This window comes from Chryseobacterium sp. CBTAP 102 (assembly GCF_003201365.1).
Classification (GTDB): Bacteria; Bacteroidota; Bacteroidia; order Flavobacteriales; family Weeksellaceae; genus Chryseobacterium; species Chryseobacterium candidae.
In genome coordinates this window covers 202,929-227,240 of record NZ_QICX01000001.1, presented here as the reverse complement: position 1 = coordinate 227,240, position 24,312 = coordinate 202,929, and the positions used below count along the sequence as shown (strand labels likewise).

Sequence of the window (24,312 nt, the reverse complement as noted above, 5' to 3'; positions counted from 1 at the left end):
TGTTAAATACTTTTCAAAAGGTTAATTAATTTTTCATTTTCTGCACGGCTTCCTACATTGATCCTGATACAACCCTGAATTGCAGGATCTCTTCTGCTGGTTAAAATCTCTTCTTCAAGCATTTTTCCGTATACATGATCTACATTTTCCATTCTGATCAGAAAGAAATTCGCATCCGTTGAAAATATTTTCGAAATACATGTAATCCCTTCAAACTGTTGCTTCAGCCATGTTCTCTCTTCCAGAATACGGTTTACGTTTTCCTGAAGTCTGTTTTTATCCTCCAGTGTTTTCAGAATAAGTTCCTGGCTAAGAACATTTACATTATAGGGAGCTTTTACGGCATTGATAAGGGTGATAATCTCTTCAGACGCATAAGCCATACCTACTCTTGCTCCGGCAATTCCCCACGCTTTGGAAAATGTTTGCAGTATAATCAGATTGGAATATTGATTCAGAAGTTCAATACTTGATTTTTTTCCGGAAAATTCAATATAAGCTTCATCTACCACTACAATCCCGTTGAAATTCTGAAGATAGAATTCAATATCATCAATGCTGTTGCCTGTAGGATTATTTGGAGAGCATAGAAAGAATATTTTAAGAGAAGGATCTTCCGCAGCTTTTAAAAATTTCTCTTTTACAATCTCGAAGTTTTCATCCAAATCAAGTTTCTGCACTTTATTTTCGTTGATTGCCGCATAGAAACCATACATTGCAAAGGACGGGTTCATCATCAGAATGGCATCTTTTTTAGGCTCACAGAAGATTTTGATGATAAGGTCTATCAGCTCATCACTGCCGTTTCCTATGGCGATCTGTGAAGACAGAACGTTTTTAAGCTCTGCAAGTCTCTTCTTAAGCTTTTTCTGGGTAGAATCAGGGTAACGGTTGCATTCTCCAAAAGGACTTTCATTCGCATCCAGCATAACGGGAGCATTAAATTCATTGTGGTCCCTGAAACTGATGTAGGGCTGTAATTGTAATATATTGTCTCTTACGAGTGTTTTGATACTGTTATTTTTCATTGTATTGTTTGTTTAAAACTATTTTAAACCATTAAGATGAATTGAGTTAAAGGATATTGAAGAAAATATCTTCAGATCTTTATTAAGTAGTGAGTTGAATTTAAATGTATTTGGATCTTAACTTTACTTAAACCTTTATTTTCTTAATGGTTCATTTTTGCGCGCTTTCCAACAATTATCATTTTAATCTTATTGATACTGCATTTTTGTGGGCAAACAGACCTTCTGCTTCTGCCATGAGTTCTATGGTTTTTCCTAAATTCTGAAGTCCTTCTTTTGAAAGTTGCTGGAATGTTATTTTCTTCACAAAGCTATCCAGGGATACTCCGCTGTAATTCTTCGCATAGGCATTGGTAGGAAGTGTGTGATTGGTTCCGCTGGCATAATCTCCAGCACTCTCACAGGAGTAGTTCCCAAGGAAAACTGATCCCGCATTCTGAACTTCCGGAATATATTTTTCAAAATCACTAATCGCCAGAATAAGGTGCTCCGGAGCATAAAGATTGCTGAACTCAAGAGCCTCTTTCAGCGTATTGATCAAAATAAAAGAGCTGTTTTCCAAAGCCTGACCAGCAAATTCATTTCTGGGTAATTCTTTGATTTGCTGTTCAACACACTCTATTGTTTTATCAAACACTTTAAGGTTTGTTGTAATAAAAACAACCTGACTATCGCTTCCGTGTTCTGCCTGCGAAAGAAGATCGGCAGCACAAAATTCAGGAACAGCCTGTTCATCTGCAATCACAAGAACTTCACTCGGACCGGCAGGCATATCGATCGCAACTCCATAACGCTGGGCATATTCTTTGGCTGCTACGACAAACTGATTTCCAGGCCCGAAAATTTTATTGACAGCTGGAATGCACTCTGTTCCGAAAGTCATTGCAGCAACAGCCTGCGCTCCTCCTGTTTTAAAGATTTCCGAAACCCCGCAAAGTTTTGCTGCATAAAGAATTGCGGGATTAACATTCCCATTCTTATCCGGTGGTGTGCAAAGGACTGTTTCTTTACATCCGGCAAGATTTGCAGGAACTGCAAGCATCAATACCGTAGAGAACAAAGGAGCCGTTCCTCCCGGAATATAAATTCCCACTTTTTCTACAGCACGGTTTTCACGCCAGCAAACAACTCCTTTTGTTGTTTCAATTTTCTGAATTTCCTGTACTTGAGAGGCGTGAAATTTTGAAATATTTTCTTTTGCCTGTTGAATGGCTTGTTTCAACTCCTTATTAATCTGTTTTTCTGCCTCCAGAATCTCAGCTTCAGAAACTTTTATGCTTTGGGTTTCTGCTTTATCAAATTTTTTATTGAATTCTATTAAAGCGCTATCTCCTTTTTTTTCAACTTCTGCAAAAATTTCTGTGATAAGTCCTGAAATTTCTTTCTGTTCCAAAACAGGGCGTTTTACCAGGTTTTTCCAGGTGTCTTTTGTAGGATATCTGTATATTTTCATTGTATTATTTTAAATTTAAATGCCTTTTTTAACTGCTAAGTTGTTAATTTATATGGTTTTAAATGCTTTTAAAAAAAAGGCGCAAGGTTTTTAATTCTGTTGCTTTTTTTAGGCGCAAAAAAATCTAAGATTTTCAGCAAGTATGAGAGTATAATTTTGTGAATTAAAGCAGCATTCAATTTTATTGCAGATAAAATCTTTGCGCCTTAAAACAGTATTAATTTCATGTTCATTACGCCTTTGCATTAACCAACATTTATCATCTTAATAGTCAATATTTTAAATAACCATCTTATCAATTGGAATGATTAAAATATCCTGTGCTCCATTTTCTTTGAGTTCGTCAATCACTTCCCAGAAACGTTCTTCATCAATCACGGAATGAATGCTGCTCCAGCCTTCTTCTGCCAACGGAATCACTGTAGGGCTTTTTAATACAGGAAGAACTTCTGATACTTTCTGTATTTTTTCATTGGGAACATTCATCAGAATATATTTTGAATTTTTTGCTTTTAACACCGCTTTGATTCTGAAGACAAATTTTTCAAGAATCGCCTGTTTTTCAACCGACAATCGAGGTGTTTGAGCCAGCACAGCTTCCGATTTCAGCAGAGTGACGGTTTCTCTTAATCCGTTTTTGAATAAGGTACTTCCGGAGCTTACTATATCACATATTCCGTCTGCCAAACCGATATTTGGAGCAATTTCTACAGAACCTGAAATAACGTGAATATCTGAAACAATTCCTTGATTTTCTAAAAAGTTTTTAAGAGTATTGGGATAAGAAGTAGCAATTTTTTTACCCTGAAAATAAGAAAGTTCATCAGTTTCCACTTCTTTGGGAACTGCCAATGAAACACGGCATTTTGAAAACCCAAGTTTCTGGATTGTTTTGATATTTTTACTTTTCTCAGTCAGAAGATTCTCGCCTACAATAGCAACATCCACTACTCCATCTTCCAGGTATTGCGGGATGTCTGAATTCCGAAGGTACATGATTTCCATCGGAAAGTTATCTACTGAAACTTTGAGCTGATCTTTCCCGTTGTTGACGAAGATTCCGCAGTCTTTGAGAAGCTGAAGAGATTCTTCATAAAGCCGTCCGCTTTTTTGGATTGCAATTTTTAATTTACTCATTTTGCCTTTTTTGGGTCCGAGCAAATAAAAACTGATCTATTGAAATTTCTGAGGAGAATTCAGGAAACAAAAAAACCGCCTATTTACTCAGACGGTTTTAATTATTTTGATTTTAGCACATACTTATTATCAATCAATTCCGTCTAACAGAGATGATGATGATAATGATGTAATGCTAAAAAAGTTGGTTTCATTGTTTGAATTATGATGCAAATGTAGGATTTATTTTTAAAATGCAAAGTTTTTTTAAATTAATTTTTGATAAAAATTCATCAGCTGCTTTGCAATGGGTTCGTCATTAAACTTCTGAACAAACTCGAAACCCTTTTCCTCACGGCGTTTTCTCTCAGATTCATTTTCCCAGAGAAATTTTAATTTGGCCCGGATATCAAGATCGTTCTCAGGATTCACATACACAGAGTCTTTTCCACCTGCTTCAGGCAGACAACTGGTATTGCTGGTAACGACCACAGTTTTGGAGAAAAGAGCTTCAATAACCGGGATTCCGAAGCCTTCAAAGAAGCTTGGATAGACAAAAATATCTGCCAGTTTATAGAGGCAAGCCAGCTCATCCATAGAAACTCCTTCCAGGAAAAGCACCTGTTTTTCCATTTTATTCTTTTTAAGGAAACTTTCTATTTTCTGGTAATATTTGGTCTTTCTTCCTACGACTACAAGAGGAATTCCTGTACCGTTGACTGCTTTTACAACATTCAAAAGGTTCTTACGGTCTTCGATAGTTCCAACATTCAACACAAACCTTTCCGGAAGCTTAAATTTCTCTTTGACAGCTTCCATTAATTCCGGAGACTGCTGCTCTTTGAAAGCATGATGACATCCCTGATAAATGACTTCAATCTTTGTCTCAGGAACTTTTAAATACCGGATAATATCTCTTTTGGTCTGTTCTGAAATAGCAATAATTTTGTCAGCGGTGTCAGCCGCTTTTTTGAATTTCCAGAAATGGATTTTTCTGTCAAAAAAAGAATAATACTGAGGATATCTTACAAAGATCAGATCATGAATAGTAACGACCTTTTTAATAGGCTTTGGATCCCATTTTAAAGGAAGTTCACCCGATAATCCATGGAAAATATCAGCACCTTGCTTCTGGGCATCTTTACCCATTTTTAACTGGCGGGAAAGGTTTCCTTTTGAGGTTTCAATAAATTGAACATTCGGGTGTTCCAGAATATCTTTCCCACGCTCCGATTTGTTTTTGTTGAGTAACAGATATTCATTGTCCGGTTCGTATTCTGAAAGGATTCTTACAAGATCCCTCGAGTAATTTCCAAGACCGGATGTATTGTGGAAAAACCGTTTTGCATCAAAGGCAATCTTCATCGTTCTATCTGTTTTTGAAATTCCTGAAATGTACCGAATGGATGTCCTTTTTCTTTCAGCCAGCCTACAAACGAATCAAACCTTTCCACCATATCTTTTCCTGAATTTTTTACCGTAAATCCGGGAAGTTTAAAGGCTTCATCTTTAATTTCTGCAAATTCCCACGGGTGGAAATAAATGTTCAGATACTGATCTTTTTTCAGACAGTCCGAAGCCAGTTTCCTGTAGAAAAATAAAGGAAAATTGTGAAAACTTAACCAGAATAAAGGAATTCTGAAATTAGGAGAAACCGATGCCGGAACCTGCGTTACATTTCCTTCTTTGAAATAGGTTCTGGATACTTTTAAATTATTATATCGTCCCGGCAAAAATGTCGGATTGATGGATGAATTGTAAGAATATCCTGCTTTTTCCACTTCTTTTTCGTCTACAGGCATCATTCTCGGCATTCTTAATCCGGTAACCTTTGTGGAGAATAATTCTTCCAGCCTTTCTCTTGATTCTTTGAGGTGTTTGTCTTCAAATTCTGAATGAAACCAGGTGTGAGAAGCCAGCTCATGGCCTTCCTGTAATAACCTTTCAATAAGATGTCTGCTGTTTTCTGCAAAAACTACGGTGGAAAAAAAAGTAGCTTTAGCATTATGTTTTTTAAGGATATCAAGAATTCTCTCTAATCCTGTCTGTGAAATTGAAATCTGCTTTTCAAAGGGAATTTCACCCTTATATTCTAATGGCATATCAAATTCTTCAATGTCAAAACTCAATAAAACCATTTTAAAAATTTTTGTTTTTAATAATATAATTAGGTCTGTTTTTCACCTGCTTGAATATTTTACCTAAATAAATCCCCATAATTCCGAGGATAATCAGCTGAAGTCCTCCAAAGAAAACAATAGTCATAATCAATGATGCCCATCCCGAAATCTCTGTTTTTGCAATAAATGAATGAATAACGTATGCTCCATATCCAATAACTGAAAGCGCAGAGAATAAAAATCCCAGATATGCAGCCAGATAAAGAGGCTTTACACTAAATGCAGTGATTCCCGTGAAGGCAAAAGTAAACATTTTTTTAAGGTTGTAACTGCTTTTCCCTGAGAGTCTTTCTGCTGCAGTAAAGTCGATTCCTGTTTGTTTGAAACCCATCCAACTGGTTAATCCTCTGAGGAACAGATCATCTTCATTGAAGTTTCTCATGACTTCAACAGCGCTTGCATCCAACAGTCTGAAATCTGAGCCGCCACCTTTCGTTAAATTAACATCGGATAAGCTTGATAAAAGTTTATAAAATAAGTCTGATGTTTTTCTTTTAAAAAAAGAAATCTCCTTAGGATACGTTCTATAGGTAAAAACTACGTCATAGCCTTCCTCCCATTTCTTAATCATTTCCGGAATAATCTCCGGCGGATGCTGAAGATCTCCATCCATAGAAATGACTGCATTTCCGCGGGCACTGTCCATTCCTGCTTTTACAGCCGGCTGGTGTCCGAAATTACGGGAAAATTCGATGAATTTCACTTCATCATATTGTCTGGAAAGTTCTTCTAATTTTTGCTGCGTATTGTCTCTGCTGCCATCATTGACAAATATGATTTCAAAGTCATAATTGTTCAACCCATCAAAAACTTCTTTAATTTTCTGATGGATCATAGCGACATTTCCCTCTTCGTTATAGGCAGGAATTACAATTGAAATTTTCTTCATATGTATTAATTCAGGCTGTAATTTTTCTCAAAATCTTTAGTCAGAAGTTCATAAGTTACTCTCAACCAGATTACAATACAAGGTACGGCTTTTAATGAATATTTAATGATATAATTCTCTTTTACAAATTTCGGGAACAGATCCGAAGTGGAGAAACATGTGAAAATAATGACAAAAACCAGTAATCCAATAATCAATGGTGTTCTTTCTTTCTGAAGGAAAAACCAGATCAGCACTCCTACCACCGCAATAATATAGGTTGGAGATTCTGAACTGGAGCTGAACAATACTAAAAACAGTAATGTGGAAGCCAGAATCATCAGTTGGAAAGCATAGTGCTTATATTGCTTAATTCTGATGTATGGCAAAGCAAAAAGCGGTAATCCGCCTGCTAAAAATACAAGATTTGAAATGGATGCATCTGCTAAAATTCTTCTTACAAATCCCATCAAAGAGATGTCCTGCATATTTCCCAGCACCTGATTTTCATTATTTTTCTCTACAATAGACTGAAACCAGTCTGAATAACACTGAATCACAAACTGTGGACTTGAATAGGCCATCGGAAGGACGAAAAACAATAGAGCAATAGCAACTCCTGAAAGAATAAATTTGGTTTTGTTTTTAATAAAGAAAAACTGTGTCAATCCTACAATTCCGTAGATTTTCACGAATATTCCTATTAAAATTGCAGTTACAGATTTTACTTCTTTTCTTTCGTAAATATACACTGCAGACAACAGCAAAAGACCTGTGAGTGCTACATTGAACTGCAGACTTAAAGCAGCAGTAATATATTCCTGAAGACAAAGCAAACCAAAGATTGCTTTTTTGCTGTCTGAAAAGGGCAGTTTATAAATTCCGTAGATAAAGATGAAAGTATTGGCAATATTCCAAAGTGAAATTCCAAGCCAATCCGGCATCATGGCAAATGGAGCTATCAACGCACTGAAAAATACCCCATAATGGTTCAGATCAAAATAAAGATCAGGATAATGGATAAACAGGTTTTTCTGATGAATTGTATTAAAGAATACATTTTTAAAAATCAGATAATTATTAATCGCATAATCTCCTCTCAGGTATTTGGAAATTGCTGTAACAACGGATATAATAAGATAAACCCCAAATATGTATTTAGGGTTTAATAATATTTTAAGAAATTTTTCTTTCAAGATTGTTGTATTAGATTAAAATAGTAATCTTACACCGCTACATTATTATCTCTCAGTGCATCATTCAGAGATGTCTTCTTATCGGTAGATTCTTTTCTCTGACCGATGATCAGTGCACATGGAACCTGATATTCTCCAGCAGGATACTGTTTTGTATAGCTTCCAGGGATTACTACTGAACGTGCAGGAACTCTTCCTTTGATTTCAACAGGAGTATCTCCTGTAACGTCGATAATTTTTGTAGAAGCGGTTAATACTACATTGGCACCCAATACGGCTTCTTTTTCTACGTGAACTCCTTCTACAACGATACATCTTGAACCGATAAAGCAGTCATCTTCAATGATTACCGGAGCAGCCTGTAAAGGTTCCAATACACCCCCAATACCAACACCACCACTCAGGTGAACGTTTTTACCGATCTGTGCACAGCTTCCTACTGTAGCCCAGGTATCTACCATTGTTCCCGAGTCTACATAAGCACCAATATTCACATAAGAAGGCATCATAATTACACCCGGAGCAATGTAAGCTCCTTCTCTCGCTACTGCATGTGGTACAACTCTCACCCCTTTTTCAGCATAACCTCTCTTCAAAGGCATTTTATCATGAAATTCAAACGGACCTACTTCAATCGTTTCCATTTTCTGGATCGGAAAATACATTACTACAGCTTTTTTCACCCATTCATTTACCTGCCATCCGTTTTCTGTAGGTTCTGCAGTACGAAGTTCCCCTTTATCAACTAAAGAAATAACTTCTCTGATTGCCTTCTGGCTGTCTTCATTCTGCAATAATTCTCTGTTGTCCCAGATATTTTCAATAGTTTGTTGTAATGACATGTTTCTTATTTAAATTAGTTTGAAAAATTATACTGCCCAAAGATACAAAAAAGTTCAGCAAAACTGTTTTTAACATTGTGTTTTAATAAAAGGTGAACATACGCTTCACGGTCTTTTTATAGGTCTTGTAAATTTCTCCGTGTTCCTTTAGAAGGAACTCTTCTTCAAGCCTGATCTGAATCTGTATTAAAATATTTCCCGTCAGAAGAAAAGCAAAAGCAATTACAGTAGGGAAAGCAAGGAAAAATCCAATAAAACTGATGGTCATTCCCAGGAATATGGGATTTCTTGAAAATCTGAATAATCCGTGAGTTACCAGTTCTGTTTTTGCTGAGTTATCAATTCCAATCCTCCATGAGTTTTTCATTTGTAACTGGGCTATGATCACCCAAATCAATGCAAAAATCATTGATATAATTCCTGTGTACTGAAAAAAATCATATTCCAGCACATTGATTTTAAAAGCAGAGAAAATTTCTTTCGGAAAAAATAAAAGTAGCATTGTATAGATAAACAAAGCAAATAAAATCAGCTTAAAATACAATCCCACAAGTCCGTATGCGGAATCATCTTTAGGAAGAACGTCAGGATTTTTTCCAATTTGTTTAGCCACTTTGTAGCTAATGCCAACAAATGAGACCAAAAAGAAAATGATGAAGTAAAAAGGGATAAAAAATCTGATGAAATCTGCCATATGATAATAGTTTTGGGCAAATTTGCTAAGTTTTGTTATGCAATGCTATTGCAATGATTGGGGATTTTATTGGGATTGATGAAATTTGCAATTGTAAGCTTAGAAATTCCTATCCTCCGGAAGTGATGAAAATTCAAAGAATTTTTGACGGGGTGGTTTAAAGAAGATGATGATATAAGTTTTGGCTAAAGCCGGTTGATTTCTTTTTTTCGATTAAACGGGCTAAAGCCCATTTCTATTGATAGAATATTTACAACACTCTTTGAGCATGAAGATAGGCCTTATTCCAGTATTTTTCGTTCAGGGATGAGATGATCACACCTTTTGAGGTAGAAGCATGAATAAATTTCACTTCTCCGTCAGGACCAATATCATGAACAATTCCCACGTGAGATACTCTGCTTCCTCCGGCTGTTGCAAAAAACAACAGATCACCAGGTTTTACGTCTCTTATATCAATATTCTTTCCGGCTTCGGCCTGATCAGAAGATCTTCTGGGAAGATTAAAATCATTTTCTTCAAATACTTTTACCGTAAATCCCGAACAGTCGAATCCTGACGAAGTATTGCCTCCGAATTTATAAGGTGTCCCGATATACTTTTCTGCATCTTTCAGAATATCATTGATTGATCTGGAAACACTACCATTAAATTTGGAATCCAGCTTTCTGAGATTTTCGGTTTTTGCAATGGTTTTCGTATTTGATTTTTTACTTCCTGAAGCACTTTTCGAGGATCCGCAGGATACTACAAAGACTGAAGCTGCTAATACCGCAACAATCTGCTTTATGTTCATTTTTTGTTCAAATAATCCCGTTTCCATACTCTTCTGATTTATAATTAATTAACAAAACATACACAAATATACATTTTATATTTTAATTATAAAATAACTATACTACAACTATATGATAAACATAAGTTAAAATTTTGATTTTCATTATTTATTGGTATATTTGATTTCTATTTTCAAGATATGGCAACCTATGAAAGTGTAATCAAGATCACCGGAGCGGTGGGAGATCTGGTATTTTATACTCTGAATGGCAAAAATGTGGTTCGGAAGAAAAGCGGGTTCAATAAAGCTGCCTTTAAAAAAAATCCTTCGTATGAGAAAGTGAGACAGAACAGTTCTGAATTCGGCCACTGTTCCAGAATGGGGAAAATTATCAGGAAAAGCCTGGAAGTATATATTAAAGAAGCAGGTGATCCCCTCCTCTACCAGAAGTTTGCAAAGGTAATGACGATCATTAAAGATTTAGATACACTTTCTGAAAGAGGAAAAAGAACGGTTGAAAATGGTTTAAAGACTGAAGAAGGAAGAAAAATTCTGAGAGAATTTCAATGGGGTGCAATTAATAATCTTTCTGATGGTGTAACAATGAAAGATCATGTTCTGTATAAAAATGATCATTGTACATCAGACCATGGAGTGATTTTAACTTTAAAACTGGATTCTGAAAATTATAGTATCGAAAGTAGTAAGGAAATAATCCGCTGGAATCAGCAACAAGATAAGTCTTTTAAAAAATACTTTTCCGATGATGATCTTTTGCTCTATTTTGTAACATTAAAGAATGAAAATGACAAGGTTACCCATATAGGATTTGTTTAAATAAAAAAAGTCTGCAGTAGATTCTGCAGACTTTCTTGTTTTATTTCTTTTCTCCTTTCCAGCTTCCTGATATTGCAGGTGTTGGAAGTGAGTTGGACCAATTTCCGTTTCCTTTTTTTTCTTTCGTTAACGTTCCTTTGAAATCTCCTTGTGAAGGAAGCCCTACTCTGGCGTTAAGATCTCCTGTCTCACTTAAATTTCCGGTAATACTGTAGTTTTCATTATTCACATCGGAATGCATTGTCCCTACTACTTTGCCGCTCTCATCTACCACAAAATTCCAAACTCCTTTATCTGCTCCTTCATAAGAACCAGACCATGTTCCTACATAATCATAAATAGTATCATCATCAGAGCTGCACCCGATAAATAAAAACGCTGTTAATAAAAGTAAAAAAAGTTTCTTCATAGTTTCAGTAGTTTTATAACCTAAATCCTGTTATTCTCCTGCGCTTTCTTCCTAAAAATCCAGTTACAGAGAATGTTTCTTAATATTTATTATTTTTTTGTTCCGTGCAAATCTACTAATTTTTTTATTCAGATTATCTGAATTTTAATCAGCACCCAATATGTTTATTAAAAAACAACATATTTTGGCTAAAATACAAATATTTTTCAAACAAATACAAGGTATATAAATTTGACTTATTATAAAAATATGGTTAAAAAATAATAGTAATAAGCTCAATATTCGTTTATAATTATATCAATATTAGATTTAAAGCTATTTTTATTTCTACTTTAAAGATATTTCTTACCTTAGTGAAAAAATAAACTTTTAAAAAATTACATGAAAACAAAAACACTATTTTTAGCAGCATTTGTTATTTGTAGCAGCTCAAAAGCACAAGTTGGGATTAATACATCTACTCCGAGCCATACTTTGGATGTAAATGGCCTGGTAAGAGTAAGAGGACTTTCAAATGCTGAAAAAAAAATTGTTGCAGCAGATGCACAGGGAGTTTTAACTCTTATTTCTCCAGAAGAAATTTTTGCGCCAAAGGCTATACTAAACACATCAACCTCTTCCAATGAACAAAGATCCACTGTATACGAAGGAAAATGCTTTCAACCTGGTGACAATGCTTCTTCCTGTACTGTTTCTGTAAACCATTACTCCTCTTGTGCAGGGTTCACCAATCCTGTAGATACTCAAATTATTGTGGGACAAGGTATCAATACCGGCAACGGACAGTTCCTAGGCACCTGGACTGCCCGATATGTTGATAATAAAGGTTTTACCGGCACAGCTCCTGTTGCTAACCAAACGGCACCTGACTATCCCAGAATCTCATATCCAAGTACCAATACAGCCAACTACCTAGGAAACGGAAACTTTGCTGGTCAATGTAATACAGATCTGGTAACTACTATTAACCAGAGTACCGGAGATATAAAAGTAGAGTCTGTAAAGCGAAGCATGTACGCACACCTTGTATACCTTATTAATATTGCCCGCTCCAGATCTTTATAATAGTTGATATTTGATTTCAAAAAGACAGCCCCAATATTTTCATTGCGGCTGTTTTTATTTTTTTCAAATCCAGTTTATTCGGTTGGAATTCCTGGAGGAAGTAAAAAGAACTATAAAACTATAAAAGGTTAGCCCTAATTAAGGGGCTATTGTTTAATACTGCTTTTTCTTTTCAGAAAATTAAAATCATAGAAGAAAAAATAAATGCATCAAAAAGATCCAATAGAAAACGTTCAACCGAGAGACTAAAAAAATTGATAATGTCTCCGTTACTATTTTCCGGGGTTTTATGAAATTTTGAAAATCTTCGGGCGCTTCTCTGTTCTGTAATAGTACTATCCCATAGAAGTAATCTTCCCGTATAGAGTTACATGATTGTAATATAATTTCACACAAGAATAGGATTAATTGAGAAGTTATTCAATTGAAAATGGTTACTTTTACTGCGCTGAGCGTATTTCCCCTTTAATTCAATTCAATAAAAACTACAAAATATTTGTAAATATCAATTAAATACTTACTTTTGTACCACTTTAAAATAAAGACGGGGGATTGGCGCAGTTGGCTAGCGCGTTTGACTGGCAGTCAAAAGGTCACGGGTTCGAATCCCGTATTCTCCACAAAAGAGCTGTAACACATTGAATTACAGCTCTTTTTTTTATCAAAGTTTGTTTTTTTAAATTCTACAATTCCAATAGTATAAAAAAAGCATAGAGTTTATCTCTTTTAATCCTGTGATCAAGCTTTGTCTGCAAGGGATGAACTTTGAAGAGAAAGAAATATCTGTAAAGCTGCTTATTGCAGAACCAAAAGAAAATTTCGAAAATCATCCCAATGTTACAGATAAAAAATTTCCTGGAAACCCAAGGCAGTCTTATCGTTCTCAGGTGCCTTTGAAAATGACCAGAGAAATCACCCGACTTTAGCAGAAATATTCACTGCTCAGAAAGAAAAATCAAGAGCATCAGCAGAAGGTCTGAAATTGGAATGCATTGCCGCTGTAAAATAGTCACAGAACACCTGATAAACTGCAGAATAAGGATCTGTAGCACGGATTCCAAGCTGTGTATAAGCAGTAAGGATATGATGGGATAATTTGTGGACCAGCTCTACCCCATATTCATGAATCTCGTTTTGTTTATCCTCTGAAATTTCTTTCTGATCATCAAGTATATTTTCTACTTCTCTGGCAATATATAATACTTTATCCAAATTCTTTTCAACAGATTCTGCAAAATTTTTGAAATTGATCCCAGGACGAATACATTCTGCTTCTTCAATAAAATGAGAAGCCATTCCCAGATAATTGACCAATAGCGTCAGATCCGCAAAAACCCGAAAAGGAATACTGTCCAGAATATCATTCGTGAAAAAAGTATCATAAACAAAACTGTAATCTTCGCTTACAATGACATTTTCAATGGTGAACGAATAGGTTCCGCTGGCTTTCATCCCCATAGACTTCCAGTTGGGGATAATCTGAGCCTGCTCCTTTGGGACAATGAATGAGTGAATAATCTCCTTACCGTCTTTATCCATTATAGGTTTCCCGTTTTCCGTAACCTTGGCATTTAATGTAAAATGGGTCAGATGAGGTGCTCCTGTTGCAAAATTCCATAAACCGTTTATCAAATAGTTGCCGTTATCTTTTTTTTCTGCAGTTCCGCCAATCATTCCGCTTCCGCCAAAGCAGGTTTCAAAATGGGTAAAGAGTAACTGAGCTACTTCTGGTTTGATATTTCTGGAAAAATAATTCGCTCCTGCACAAAGCGTCAGCATCCAGCCGAAACTTCCATCGGTTTCAGCCCAGCCAAATAATGCTTTAAGTCCTTCTTCAAAACGATAGCCGAGTCCTCCATATTTTTTGGGAATCCATATTTTAAGTAATCCTTCCTCATGAATATATTGTATTACCTCATCAGAAATTAGAGAAGCTCCATGAAGTTCGTGTCTGATCTCTTTACTACTCAGCATTGGCTTTGGATTTAATAATTTTCTGCCATTCTATATATCCGGAAATTGCTACTAAAAATAAAAACGACGTTAAAACAGCATATAGATATAATTCTTTATGAATCATCAAAGGGATGGAAATGATATTACTGACATTCAGTATCACCCAGTTTTCAATTTTTCTTCTTGCCATGAGCCACATTCCTGCCCAGGCAAAAGCACTCACCAGAGAATCCCAAACAGGAACATCCGAATCGGTAAAATAAGTAAGAAAAGACCAGAATAAGATAAACGTTCCCAGAACAATTCCTCCTGTAATCCATTTTTCTGTGGTGGTGGTAATGGAGATTTCCATTTCGGATTTCTGTTTCCCGAATTTCCAGTACAGCCATCCGTACATACTCATAATCAGATAATAAAGATTTAAGGTAAATTCAGCATAAAGCTTTGAAGTAAGCATCACATACAGCGTAAGCAGAATGCCTGCAATTCCGAAAAGATAGTTGTTGACATTGTTTTTACGGGCCAGTAAAACCTGAATGACTGAAAATAAGACTCCAAACCATTCCGGTAAGGTAATTTGTTTTAAAATGTCCTGCATCATATTAATTATTAGAAATCAAATGATGAGATGATAAATAATCAATCCCTACACCGGCATTATCCGGATCAGGTGTGGAAGTATATTCCTGGGTATCATCTCAGCCACTTTTATCTGTAGCACCCCATTGTTGGGGCAAAGGTGCAGTTTTTTTGTGGAAAAAGAAAGGACTTCAGTCTTTTTATTTTGAAATGGAATATCCTAACTCATCCATTACAATAAGTATTTTATTCTTTACAAACTAACCGGAATGTAAGATTAATACGCTCCTTCATAGAGATTACAGACTTAGCAATCCTATGTTCCCAGTTTTCCTGAAGATCTCCTTTCATAATCAATAATGAACCGTGAGGAAGCGGCAGGCTGTATTTACTCTGATGATGGTCTTTTTTCCTGAAATCAAAGTTTCTGGTGTGCCCTAAACTTACTGATGCAATCACAGGACGTTTTCCGTATCTGCTTTCTTTATCTCTGTGCCAGGCAACAGAATCATTATGATCTCTGTAAAGATTCAGCAATACAGAATTGAACTTATAACCGAATGTTTCTTCTATCCTTTCTTTTAAAGAAAAAAGTTCAGGAGTCCAGAGGTTATTGTCTACTTCACCATTTCCTGATGGATAATCCGTTTTAGGATCACCATACCAGGCTGTTAAGCGTGGTGTAAGAACTGTTTTATCATACATTTTCTGAGTACGCTGTTTCCAGGGTACTGTTTCAAGCAGATGGTTTTTAAGATCATCCGCTTCATCCTGATTCAGAAAATGCGCTTTGTATTCCAGAAGCTCTTTCGGAAATTCATATAAATCTTCTGAATGGAACAAACTGAGCTGAGTCATTTTTTATTTATTTAAATAAAAGAAAGGCTTATGTTATTTGAGTAAATAATTTTGATACAAATAATATCTGCAAATATATAAATAATGATACAAAATAAATCAAACTCTAAATATCATTAGAAAAAAATACTTTCTGGTAGACTTTCAGATGAATTGCATCATTATTTTTATTCGTTAAAAACAATACTCTTTTTTGCATAATTCACTTTTATAACAAATTGTAAATTAAAGATCTGAAATAATTAATATGCTCAAAAAAATCAGTAATAATGCATTATACACATACAATAGGAAATCACTTCGTTAAGATTTAATACTTAATTCAAAAATAATTATTCATCTTTGCAGCCTTAAATTCAAAAACGCTAGTTTATTTCATGAGCATTATTTTTAAAAAGCGACTAATTATAGCGCTTGTATTACCTACGGCAGCCTTATATTATGGGCAGAGTACGAAGGATTCTTTAGAGAAATCTAAATCTATTGATGAGGTGATGTTGGTGGGTAGAAACCTTTCCCAAACAGCCAAAGAAAGAAAAACTCCTGTTGCAGTTTCCAATATTAAGGCAGCAGAAATTCAGGAAAAACTGGGAAACAGAGAATTTCCTGAAATTATGAAGTCTACCCCATCCGTTTACGTTACCAAAGTAGGTGGAGGATTCGGAGACAGCAGAATTAACATGAGAGGCTTTGACGGGGCAAATATTGCAGTGATTATCAACGGGCAGCCGGTGAATGACATGCAGGGAGGTACGGTGTATTGGTCAAACTGGACAGGATTGGCTGATATTGCAAGCAATATTCAGATCCAGAGAGGTTTGGGAGCTTCTAAATTTGTTGTTCCTTCTGTAGGAGGAACCATCAATATTGTAACCAAAGCTACGGATTCTGAGCAGAAAGCAATGATTAAAGGAGAAGTTGGTAATGACAACTACTCCAGAATATCTGCAATGTATTCTTCCGGTTTAAAAAACAAATGGGGAACAACCGTATTACTTTCCCGGTGGCAAGGTGACGGATACATCAATGGAACAAAAGGAGAAGGTTACTCATGGTTTTTCTCTACAGGGTTTAAGCCTAATGAAAAGCATGCGTTCAATTTAATCGCTACCGGAGCACCACAGGTACATGATACGAGAAGATCTTCAGCAACCGGAGCAAACGTAGCAACGCTGCAACAGTTTGAAACCTACGGAAGAAGATACAATCCTCAAACAGGAATGCTGAATGGCTCTCAATTCAATTTAGCACCTAACTTCTATCATAAGCCTATTGCATCCCTGAACTGGGACTGGACGATGAATGACAATCTGAAGTTATCTACCGTTCTTTATGGCTCATGGGGACGTGGCGGCGGAGGAACAGGACTTAATGGTTCTATCAAAAATGCAGCCGGACAAACCATGAACTTCATGAATTATGGCGCTGGCGGAGATGGTACCATCAACTGGGATATGATTTATCGTTATAACAGAGGCGGTATGGTAACCGATTATAATGGAAATAACTTCCAGAAATCTACCTTTACAGCACCTGCTGGCTCTCCTGGTGATTATAACGGACAGTATGTATCTACCCTTAACGGAACCAGCGGTATCGTGAGAAAGCAAAGTATCAATGCTCATGACTGGTATGGTGTGATTGCAGATCTTAATTATAAAAAAAATAACTGGACTTTTAACGGAGGTATTGATCTTAAAACATACAAAGGAGCATTATATGATATTGTAACTGACATGTTAGGATCAGATGCATTATTTGTTACTGGTACAGCCAATGCTCCAAAAGGTTACTATATCAATCAAACCGTAAAACCGGAACCGCTTACCAAGCTAAAAGATGCTCAGAAGGTATCTATCCACAACGAAGGTCTGGTAAAATGGGCCGGGATCTATGGAATGGTAGAATACAGCTCTGAAAAACTAAGTGCATCTGTTCAGGGGTCTGTTTCTGAGCAATATTACAAGAGAAGAGACTATATGTTATATACTCCCGGAAATCAGGAGACAAAATGGTATCACAAAACAGGTTATATTGTAAAAGGAGGTGCGAATTATAATATAGATGATCACCATAATGTATTTTTCAATACAGGGGTAATTTCAAGACAGCCGTTATTCAACGCTTTATTCCCTTCAAACCAGAATATTTATAACGATGCAAAGAATGAAAGAATCTTCTCTGTGGAATTGGGATATGGTTTCAAATCGCGTTATATCGATGTGAATATCAACGCTTACAGAACACAGTGGGACGACCGGTTTATTTCCAGAACGTTCAATGCTACGGCAGCAGATGTTGCTAAATTCTCCCAGCTAAGTCTTGGAAATGCTTATTTCTACAATGCACTGAATGTAGGCCAGCTCCACCAGGGAATCGAGCTGGAAGCAAAGGCAAGACCTTTGGCTAACCTTAGACTGAGAGGAATGGTATCATTGGGTAACTGGAAGTATAAAGGAAATGCCAACTTCAACATCCTTGATGTTCAGAACAACCAGGAAATCACAGGAGCTACAGGAACAATCAATATCAAAGACCTGAAGGTTGGAGATGCAGCCCAGACAACAGCAAGCATCGGAGCGGATTACAATATCACCAAAGCTTTCAGCATTGATGCCAACTGGGAATATTATGACAAGCTTTATGCTCAGTTCAACCCGATCAACTTCCTTACTGAAGCCGCAAGAGAAAAAGGAATTGTAAAATTGCCAAGCTACCATTTATTTGATGTAGGAGCTTCTTACAAATTCACGCTTGATGCTAAAAAATCTTTAACATTAAGAGCGAATGTATACAACTTATTCAACAAATATTATATTTCTGAATTGAGCTCCAATATTTTTGCAGGTGATAAAATTGCCAATGGTCCGGATGCCGGAAAAACTTACCAGGAAGCTGGCAGAGTATATCAGGGCGTTGCTGATGGCAATACAGGATTCCTTGGTTTTGGAAGAACCTGGTCTGTTGCAGCCACTTTGAGGTTCTAAGCAGCCTTATCTGAATAAAACAAAGAGTTGTAATTGTAATGATTACAACTCTTTTTTATTGTTAAACTTCAGCGGGTTTACTGCTTAACTCCATGTCTATCCGATAAGCCAGATGCTCATGCATTTTTTCTACAAAATGGAGTTCAGCGTTCAGGATCTTAGCTGTTGATTTTTCAAAATTGTATTTGATTTTGATGCTGAATTCAAACTGATCAATAGAAAAATATTTCTCCTTTTCATAAAGCTTTTTGATATGGTCTTTCATAAGTTCGTCCTGATTGTTCAGTACGGAATGAAACTCTACAAAAAGGTTGTTGTTTTCTTCTTCAAGCTTTACCAGTTTCAGCTGATAGTTATATTCTACCCCATCAATCAGCCTTGAGTGAATAGCTGACGGACTGAATAGAAAACTGTAATATTCATTAGGAGGAAATATAAGGTTATAAACTTCCGGCAGTAAAAGAATGTATTGCAGATTCTTCTTCAATTCGACATCAAAGTTTTTCAATCCCTTTTCATAATTTGTAATCAACTTATTCTGATCCTTTTCCTCCGGGAAAGTATTGGTCAGCTTACTCTCTTTCCATTCTTCCCAATTTTTCCAAAGATCAGCTTTATTTTCAACGGAAAGGATTTTGCCACTGGTATCCCTTTTCAGCTGAATAGTACGGGAAATATCTGCAAGGGCAATACTTTGCAGCAGAAAAGGTTTCATCACATGATCTTCAGTATCCCCTGTGATTTCCTGTAGTTTTATGGTCGTATTTATATCATGACCTCTTTTTTCCTGTTCAATAATAATATCTGATGAGGTTTTTAAAGAAATTGCAGGGTTTTCTTTACCCATCAGAAATGTATTCTCAACATTCAGAATATACTCCTGTGAAAATTTTTCAAGCCGAAGAAGAGGAATATTTTCCCCGAATAAAAAATTTGAAATACTCATTTCATTAAAATTGTGTCACTGAATGGTTTTTCATCGTTAAAGATCATAATATGATATTCTTTATTATGTTCAAAGGCATATTTTGCCCAACTTTCAACATCTTTTGCCGCCTCTTTTTCTTCTTTTGATGATTTTTTTTCTACTATTAAATCATTAATATTATTCTCTTCATCATAAGCCCACACCTGATCTCCAATTCTGATGTCTTCGATATTTTATTTATTTTTTTTACTTTCCGCTATCATCTGATCTAATAAATCATCAAACTCATTTCTTTCCGGATTGACATCCATATAATTGAGTGTAAAATTTTTTTTCAGATAATCAAGAAGTTCTTCACCAACTAATAGCGACTTTTCTGGGCCAATAATGATATCGTCAAAATCCTGCTTTCCAATAATCTTCATCCAGTAAAATTCAGGTAATGATTTATTCAATTGGTAGTTATCGTTGAAGTACTCATCTTTAGTTACGATCATTTCTGAAAACTCAAATCCTGTGAATTTTGTTGTCTGTAATCCGGTTTTGAGCTTTTCAGTAACAATATAACAAGGATGGCATTCCATTAGGTCATCACCTAACCAGTCTTCAAGTTGGATATGTAATTTTATGACTGTTAAAAATGGAGCTTCTTTCTCCAGAAATTCAGTTTTTTCGCCAAGCCCAACAATAACTTCTGGCTGGATTGTTTGATATGTTTTCATATAATTGATATTTCTTATTTTAAATTGGCGGATCAAAAAGGTGTCCGAATTTTTTGTCTATTGCATTTGCATAATTTAATACTTGTTCTTTTGTTGGTATTATACCTGCATCATCAAATTTTTTATAAAATTTATTCCATTCTTTTCTAATAGTACTTAAATGTAGTGTATTATTTACGCTTTTGGGAATACCTCGTAAATTGTCTAAGGAATGCATAAATTCCTTATCAAATAGTCCTGGCCATTTTTTTAACACTTGTTGCTCTACGGCATGGTGTACAACTACTTTTCCTTTTAATAATGGATTTGCCTTAAAGAAAGTCGTATGATAACAAGCATTTAGAACTAATAAGCCTTCTGTGCCAACAAAATAGCAATGATCATCCTCTACTTCAAAGTTATAAACTTTAGCAATATCAGGAATATAATTTAGTGAAATTACTTTGGCTATTGTTTGATTGTATGTAAATAATGTTTCGCCTGCTTCTATCTGTTCTGCATCTTTAAATTGCCCATTTATAAAGAAAGGATGAGTACGTGTTGTTTTAATTATCTCCTTTTCGGTTTCAAGTTCAAGTGTTTCTGTAACATTTTCTTCATGTAAATGGATGACTCGTTTAATTGTTATTATTTTTTTTTGTAGATCATAGCTAAAAACCTCATCATTTATTTTAATATCTTTTATTTGTCTTAAACCATTAGGAGTATGAATTAAAGTATCTCCTGTAAAACAAGCTTTTACAAAAAAACAGCCTATTTTTCCAGCTAAATTTTGCATACTTTTTTCTAAAGCTTCTTTGCTCAGCTTTTTCAGTGCAGCTTTTCCCATCTGCTGAAGTGCTTCTTTAGAGATGGCTTTTGCCCCGGCTTTAATAGCGCCTTTCACTCCGGCTTTTGCACCCTGCATCGCTACCGTTCCGGTTCCAAAAGAGACTACTCCTACAGCAATAGAAGCTACATCCCAGATTAAAAATCCTGCATTCATAAGGCTGCCGCCTACATCTCCGGTTTGTATATCGTTGATAAGGTCACGGCCGCTTCCCCAGACCGGGATCATCCCTTCCACAAAACCAGCTTCGCCCACACTGTCTCCATGCCCGCTGTCATCAAGCTCGCGCTGTGCCTGATCCTGCATATCTTTTACTTCCTGTGCAGCATCGTCCGGAAGAGGGACCTGGCCGCTGGTCATAAATTCTATCTTCCCACCCACAGGGCATTGACAGGTACTTTTTCCTATCAAAGATCTGATTCCGTTAATTTTTACCTGCCAGGTATCCTGCCAGGTCATAGGAACGGTGGTGGGGGTACACGGACCACCACTGATTTTGCATACCTTAAAGGAAGGAATATTAATCAGAGGAGTGGCATCCTGATTGGTTGCTACCAGACAGCCATGAATTTTCACCTTCGTATTGAACGTAGGCTTAAAGAAATCCGGAGCGGCACCCTGGTCGCACATCATCAGGGCATTGAGGGTTATGTATTCTAACTCATCCATGATTCCTGTTTTGAATTACATAATATTGGTATCTCCTGAAGACATCACAGCACTTGGTCCTCCGGTAATGGTGAGTGGTGAGTCTGTACTGATATCCATTGGGCCTCCTTTGCTTGAAAGTCCTAAAGCTCCCGTAAGTGCGGTAATATCAATCATTCCTTTTCCTGCTGATGCCATAATACCTGCTTCGGATATGGTAATAGAATTATCACCTACCTGCAGGGTTATGCTTGTCTTTCCGTCAAGCGTAATATTTCCGCCGGCATCCATTTTTAACAGTGATTGCGGTGGAGCATCTTTTTTGCCGCCCACATTGATGACGTTGGTACTGCCTGCATTCACGGTATGATTGCTATTGGCGTTGGTGGTTGCATTGCCTGTTCCGTCAAAATTCATATTGGCCCCCCCTTGATCTTTAAGATTAACAGATCCGGCGCCGTTGTCATACTTGAGTTCTGCACCGCTCCGGCCGCTGAAACTCATGATATTATTTCCAGCGCCGCCACCGGCTCCGATTCCACCATGATACATTCCTCCCATCACAAAAGGGCGGTCCGGGTGAAGGTGTACAAAATTGACAATAATCTGGTCTCCTACTTCGGGAACAGACATAAAGCCACGGTTTTTGCCTACTTTTTCACTGCTTCCGGCATCCGGAGACATCACGCGGATAAATTCTGTAGTATCCTGCCCGCTCTGCCAGTCGAGCTGAACCTGTACACGGCCCTGGTTTTCAGGGTCCGTATTGGAAACCACCTTTCCAAACTGGGGTTCTGCTGTGGGAACTGTAAATTCCGGTCTTGGTATAAATCCTGTATCAGAAGCTATTGCCCGGAAAGAGCCGTCGTAATATCCGCGGGCATCCACTTCATGGGTTACTTCTATAAGCATGAGCCTGGTAAAATAACCGGTATCATTGGTATCCGTTTTACGCATCTCTATATCTGCAATACATCCAGGATAAAGAAAGGGTACGGTTGTATTGCCGGAGGTTACAAAAACTTCTGAAGCCTTGCTTCCGGCTGCCCCTTTCTGTGAAGCATCAATATCCATAAAAGAGGATGCTTTAATGGGAGCTACTCTCAGAGACGGGGTCTGAAAAGTTTTCTCCGAAATTTCATAAGCTCTCTTCGCAATATCTGAGGTATGGGTTATTTTTGAACTTCCGCCTTTAAATTTTTCATTTTTGCTGCTGTTATATCCGTAAAATGATGGATTTACATGCTGGGCTTTCATTCTAATTTTAACATCGGTAAGATTACTGCCATAAGTCAATAATACTGGTTTTTCCTGTGGAGGCAGCTGTCCGAAATGTAAAACTTCCCCATCATAGAAAAATTGTTCTCCATACGCTTCGGCCATTCTGGCCAGATAATTATAATGGGTTTCTTCATACTGACAGCTGTAAGATACATTGCCATGACGCGCATCCACCCTGAAATCAAATTTCCCCTGTCCCAATCCCTGTTTAATCACTTCATTGGCAATACTGTTCAAACTTACCGGTTGCGCGCCTCCAAAACTTTGAATATGAGGGGCAGCATCCAGCAAGATTGTTGGACTGAAACCAGACAAAACAAGATTTCCCAGACTTCCTTTTTCCTGGCTGAATCCAACTTCAGTGATAACACCTATAAAATTCCGTTCAGCACCACCTTCCACATCTTTATATTTGAAAACAACGGTAATTCTTTTTCCGAGAAAATTCTGTGCTTTTTCAAGATTATGATTTTCTGTATCTCCTAAAGCATCATGGGCAAGAATGAGTTCAAATTCATGATGCTTGGTTGTACTTTGTGTCAGTTTAAAATGTTTGAAATATTGTACAGGCTTACCTTCCACATGAATATCAAGCTTTACTACCCGATTAATCCCTGCTATAGCGCTCTCCGGAATACTGTCGGCATTGAATATTCCGGAAGTAGGCTGTTTAGCCCAAAGTTTCTCTTTTATGATGGCTGGTTCATTGGGTAATAAGGGCTGGTTCAGAAACTGTTTCCCTGTATTTACCACCTGGGCTGCATTAGTAGCTTTTGAAGCCGCTTTCTTTACTTCTTTGATTTTTTTATTTTCTTTGATTTTTTTTACAAAATCTTTCTTTTCTGAACCTATTTCCGGTTTGGGAAAATTATTCTGTTCCTGAAACATGATATCATAATTTTTATCGGTTCTATTGATAAACGGAGATTTTCACCTAAAAGGCGGGACCATTCTGCTCGGAAAGACAATCAGTAATATGTGATGGTCTCAATACAAAATTACTGTCAGACTGTCTTGAGAATTATATCAGAAAGAGTATGAATAAAGATCAATACTCA

General features: G+C 36.6%; 23 protein-coding genes, 1 tRNA gene and 1 riboswitch. Of the genes, 5 read left to right on the top strand and 19 right to left on the bottom strand.

Going from position 1 to position 24,312, the window contains the following annotated elements; all coding sequences use genetic code 11:
- Positions 1–2: 2 nt before the first annotated feature.
- The 10 genes from hisC to C8D70_RS00965 form a co-directional block, all read right to left on the bottom strand.
- Complete coding sequence (hisC, locus tag C8D70_RS01010) at positions 3–1,028, bottom strand: histidinol-phosphate transaminase (protein WP_110366099.1); 1,026 nt, start codon at positions 1,026–1,028, stop codon at positions 3–5.
- 178 nt (positions 1,029–1,206) lie between these two features.
- Positions 1,207–2,481 carry a histidinol dehydrogenase gene (gene hisD, locus C8D70_RS01005; RefSeq protein WP_110366098.1) on the bottom strand — a complete coding sequence of 425 codons (1,275 nt, stop codon included), beginning with the start codon at positions 2,479–2,481 and terminating at the stop codon, positions 1,207–1,209.
- Between the two features lie 279 nt (positions 2,482–2,760).
- A complete protein-coding gene (gene hisG, locus C8D70_RS01000) occupies positions 2,761–3,618 on the bottom strand; it encodes an ATP phosphoribosyltransferase (protein ID WP_076597314.1) in 858 nt (285 codons plus the stop codon).
- 246 nt (positions 3,619–3,864) lie between these two features.
- Entirely contained in the window at positions 3,865–4,962 is a 1,098-nt protein-coding gene (locus C8D70_RS00995) for a glycosyltransferase family 4 protein (protein WP_110366097.1), read from the bottom strand.
- A complete protein-coding gene (locus C8D70_RS00990) occupies positions 4,959–5,735 on the bottom strand; it encodes a polysaccharide deacetylase family protein (RefSeq protein WP_076597316.1) in 777 nt (258 codons plus the stop codon). Before C8D70_RS00990 ends, C8D70_RS00995 begins: the two co-directional genes overlap by 4 nt.
- Position 5,736: 1 nt before the next feature.
- On the bottom strand, positions 5,737–6,666 hold the full coding sequence (locus C8D70_RS00985; protein WP_110366096.1) for a glycosyltransferase family 2 protein: 930 nt from the start codon (positions 6,664–6,666) through the stop codon (positions 5,737–5,739).
- 5 nt (positions 6,667–6,671) lie between these two features.
- A complete protein-coding gene (locus C8D70_RS00980) occupies positions 6,672–7,841 on the bottom strand; it encodes a glycosyltransferase family 87 protein (protein ID WP_110366095.1) in 1,170 nt (389 codons plus the stop codon).
- 29 nt (positions 7,842–7,870) lie between these two features.
- The gene (locus tag C8D70_RS00975; protein ID WP_076597319.1) at positions 7,871–8,683 is read right to left on the bottom strand and encodes a 2,3,4,5-tetrahydropyridine-2,6-dicarboxylate N-succinyltransferase; all 813 of its coding nucleotides are present in this window, start codon (positions 8,681–8,683) and stop codon (positions 7,871–7,873) included.
- An 82-nt stretch (positions 8,684–8,765) separates the two neighbouring features.
- Entirely contained in the window at positions 8,766–9,377 is a 612-nt protein-coding gene (locus C8D70_RS00970; protein WP_110366094.1) for a methyltransferase family protein, read from the bottom strand.
- A 250-nt stretch (positions 9,378–9,627) separates the two neighbouring features.
- Positions 9,628–10,200, bottom strand: a complete 573-nt coding sequence (locus tag C8D70_RS00965) for a C40 family peptidase (protein WP_110366093.1) — start codon at positions 10,198–10,200, stop codon at positions 9,628–9,630.
- A gap of 153 nt (positions 10,201–10,353) precedes the next feature.
- On the opposite strand from C8D70_RS00965, the gene C8D70_RS00960 reads away from it, so the two are divergent.
- A complete protein-coding gene (locus C8D70_RS00960; protein WP_110366092.1) occupies positions 10,354–10,992 on the top strand; it encodes a hypothetical protein in 639 nt (212 codons plus the stop codon).
- Positions 10,993–11,032: 40 nt separating this feature from the next.
- On the opposite strand, the gene C8D70_RS00955 is transcribed toward C8D70_RS00960, so the two are convergent.
- Positions 11,033–11,401, bottom strand: a complete 369-nt coding sequence (locus C8D70_RS00955; protein WP_110366091.1) for a hypothetical protein — start codon at positions 11,399–11,401, stop codon at positions 11,033–11,035.
- 381 nt (positions 11,402–11,782) lie between these two features.
- Between C8D70_RS00955 and C8D70_RS00950 the strand changes: the two genes are divergently transcribed.
- From C8D70_RS00950 to C8D70_RS00940, 3 genes are all read left to right on the top strand, one after another.
- Positions 11,783–12,466, top strand: coding sequence for a hypothetical protein (locus C8D70_RS00950; RefSeq protein WP_110366090.1), 684 nt, complete (start codon positions 11,783–11,785; stop codon positions 12,464–12,466).
- Between the two features lie 546 nt (positions 12,467–13,012).
- A tRNA-Ala gene (locus tag C8D70_RS00945) sits at positions 13,013–13,086 on the top strand.
- A 90-nt stretch (positions 13,087–13,176) separates the two neighbouring features.
- On the top strand, positions 13,177–13,392 hold the full coding sequence (locus tag C8D70_RS00940; RefSeq protein WP_110366089.1) for an NAD(+)--rifampin ADP-ribosyltransferase: 216 nt from the start codon (positions 13,177–13,179) through the stop codon (positions 13,390–13,392).
- A 16-nt stretch (positions 13,393–13,408) separates the two neighbouring features.
- Here the strand turns inward: C8D70_RS00940 and C8D70_RS00935 are convergent, their stop codons facing one another.
- The 3 genes from C8D70_RS00935 to C8D70_RS00925 form a co-directional block, all read right to left on the bottom strand.
- A complete protein-coding gene (locus C8D70_RS00935) occupies positions 13,409–14,440 on the bottom strand; it encodes a hypothetical protein (RefSeq protein WP_110366088.1) in 1,032 nt (343 codons plus the stop codon).
- Entirely contained in the window at positions 14,430–15,023 is a 594-nt protein-coding gene (gene pnuC / locus C8D70_RS00930; RefSeq protein ID WP_076597327.1) for a nicotinamide riboside transporter PnuC, read from the bottom strand. The genes C8D70_RS00935 and pnuC overlap by 11 nt, the downstream gene beginning before the upstream one ends.
- Positions 15,024–15,048: 25 nt before the next feature.
- Positions 15,049–15,157, bottom strand: a riboswitch (TPP riboswitch).
- A 90-nt stretch (positions 15,158–15,247) separates the two neighbouring features.
- Positions 15,248–15,859: an alpha-ketoglutarate-dependent dioxygenase AlkB family protein gene (locus C8D70_RS00925; protein ID WP_110366087.1), complete on the bottom strand. Its 612-nt coding sequence runs from the start codon at positions 15,857–15,859 to the stop codon at positions 15,248–15,250.
- A gap of 377 nt (positions 15,860–16,236) precedes the next feature.
- On the opposite strand from C8D70_RS00925, the gene C8D70_RS00920 reads away from it, so the two are divergent.
- Positions 16,237–18,846 (top strand): TonB-dependent receptor, encoded by a 2,610-nt coding sequence (locus tag C8D70_RS00920; protein WP_076597329.1) that lies wholly within the window; start codon positions 16,237–16,239, stop codon positions 18,844–18,846.
- A 61-nt stretch (positions 18,847–18,907) separates the two neighbouring features.
- Here the strand turns inward: C8D70_RS00920 and C8D70_RS00915 are convergent, their stop codons facing one another.
- Genes C8D70_RS00915 through C8D70_RS00895 form a run of 5 tightly spaced genes read right to left on the bottom strand, consistent with a single transcriptional unit; the run spans position 18,908 to position 24,142 of the window.
- A complete protein-coding gene (locus C8D70_RS00915) occupies positions 18,908–19,792 on the bottom strand; it encodes a hypothetical protein (protein WP_110366086.1) in 885 nt (294 codons plus the stop codon).
- A complete protein-coding gene (locus C8D70_RS00910; RefSeq protein ID WP_110366085.1) occupies positions 19,789–19,977 on the bottom strand; it encodes a hypothetical protein in 189 nt (62 codons plus the stop codon). The genes C8D70_RS00915 and C8D70_RS00910 overlap by 4 nt, the downstream gene beginning before the upstream one ends.
- Positions 19,978–20,007: 30 nt before the next feature.
- The gene (locus C8D70_RS00905; protein WP_110366084.1) at positions 20,008–20,496 is read right to left on the bottom strand and encodes a hypothetical protein; all 489 of its coding nucleotides are present in this window, start codon (positions 20,494–20,496) and stop codon (positions 20,008–20,010) included.
- 19 nt (positions 20,497–20,515) lie between these two features.
- Positions 20,516–21,994: a polymorphic toxin-type HINT domain-containing protein gene (locus C8D70_RS00900; RefSeq protein ID WP_110366083.1), complete on the bottom strand. Its 1,479-nt coding sequence runs from the start codon at positions 21,992–21,994 to the stop codon at positions 20,516–20,518.
- Between the two features lie 15 nt (positions 21,995–22,009).
- The gene (locus tag C8D70_RS00895; RefSeq protein WP_110366082.1) at positions 22,010–24,142 is read right to left on the bottom strand and encodes a type VI secretion system Vgr family protein; all 2,133 of its coding nucleotides are present in this window, start codon (positions 24,140–24,142) and stop codon (positions 22,010–22,012) included.
- Positions 24,143–24,312: the final 170 nt, after the last annotated feature.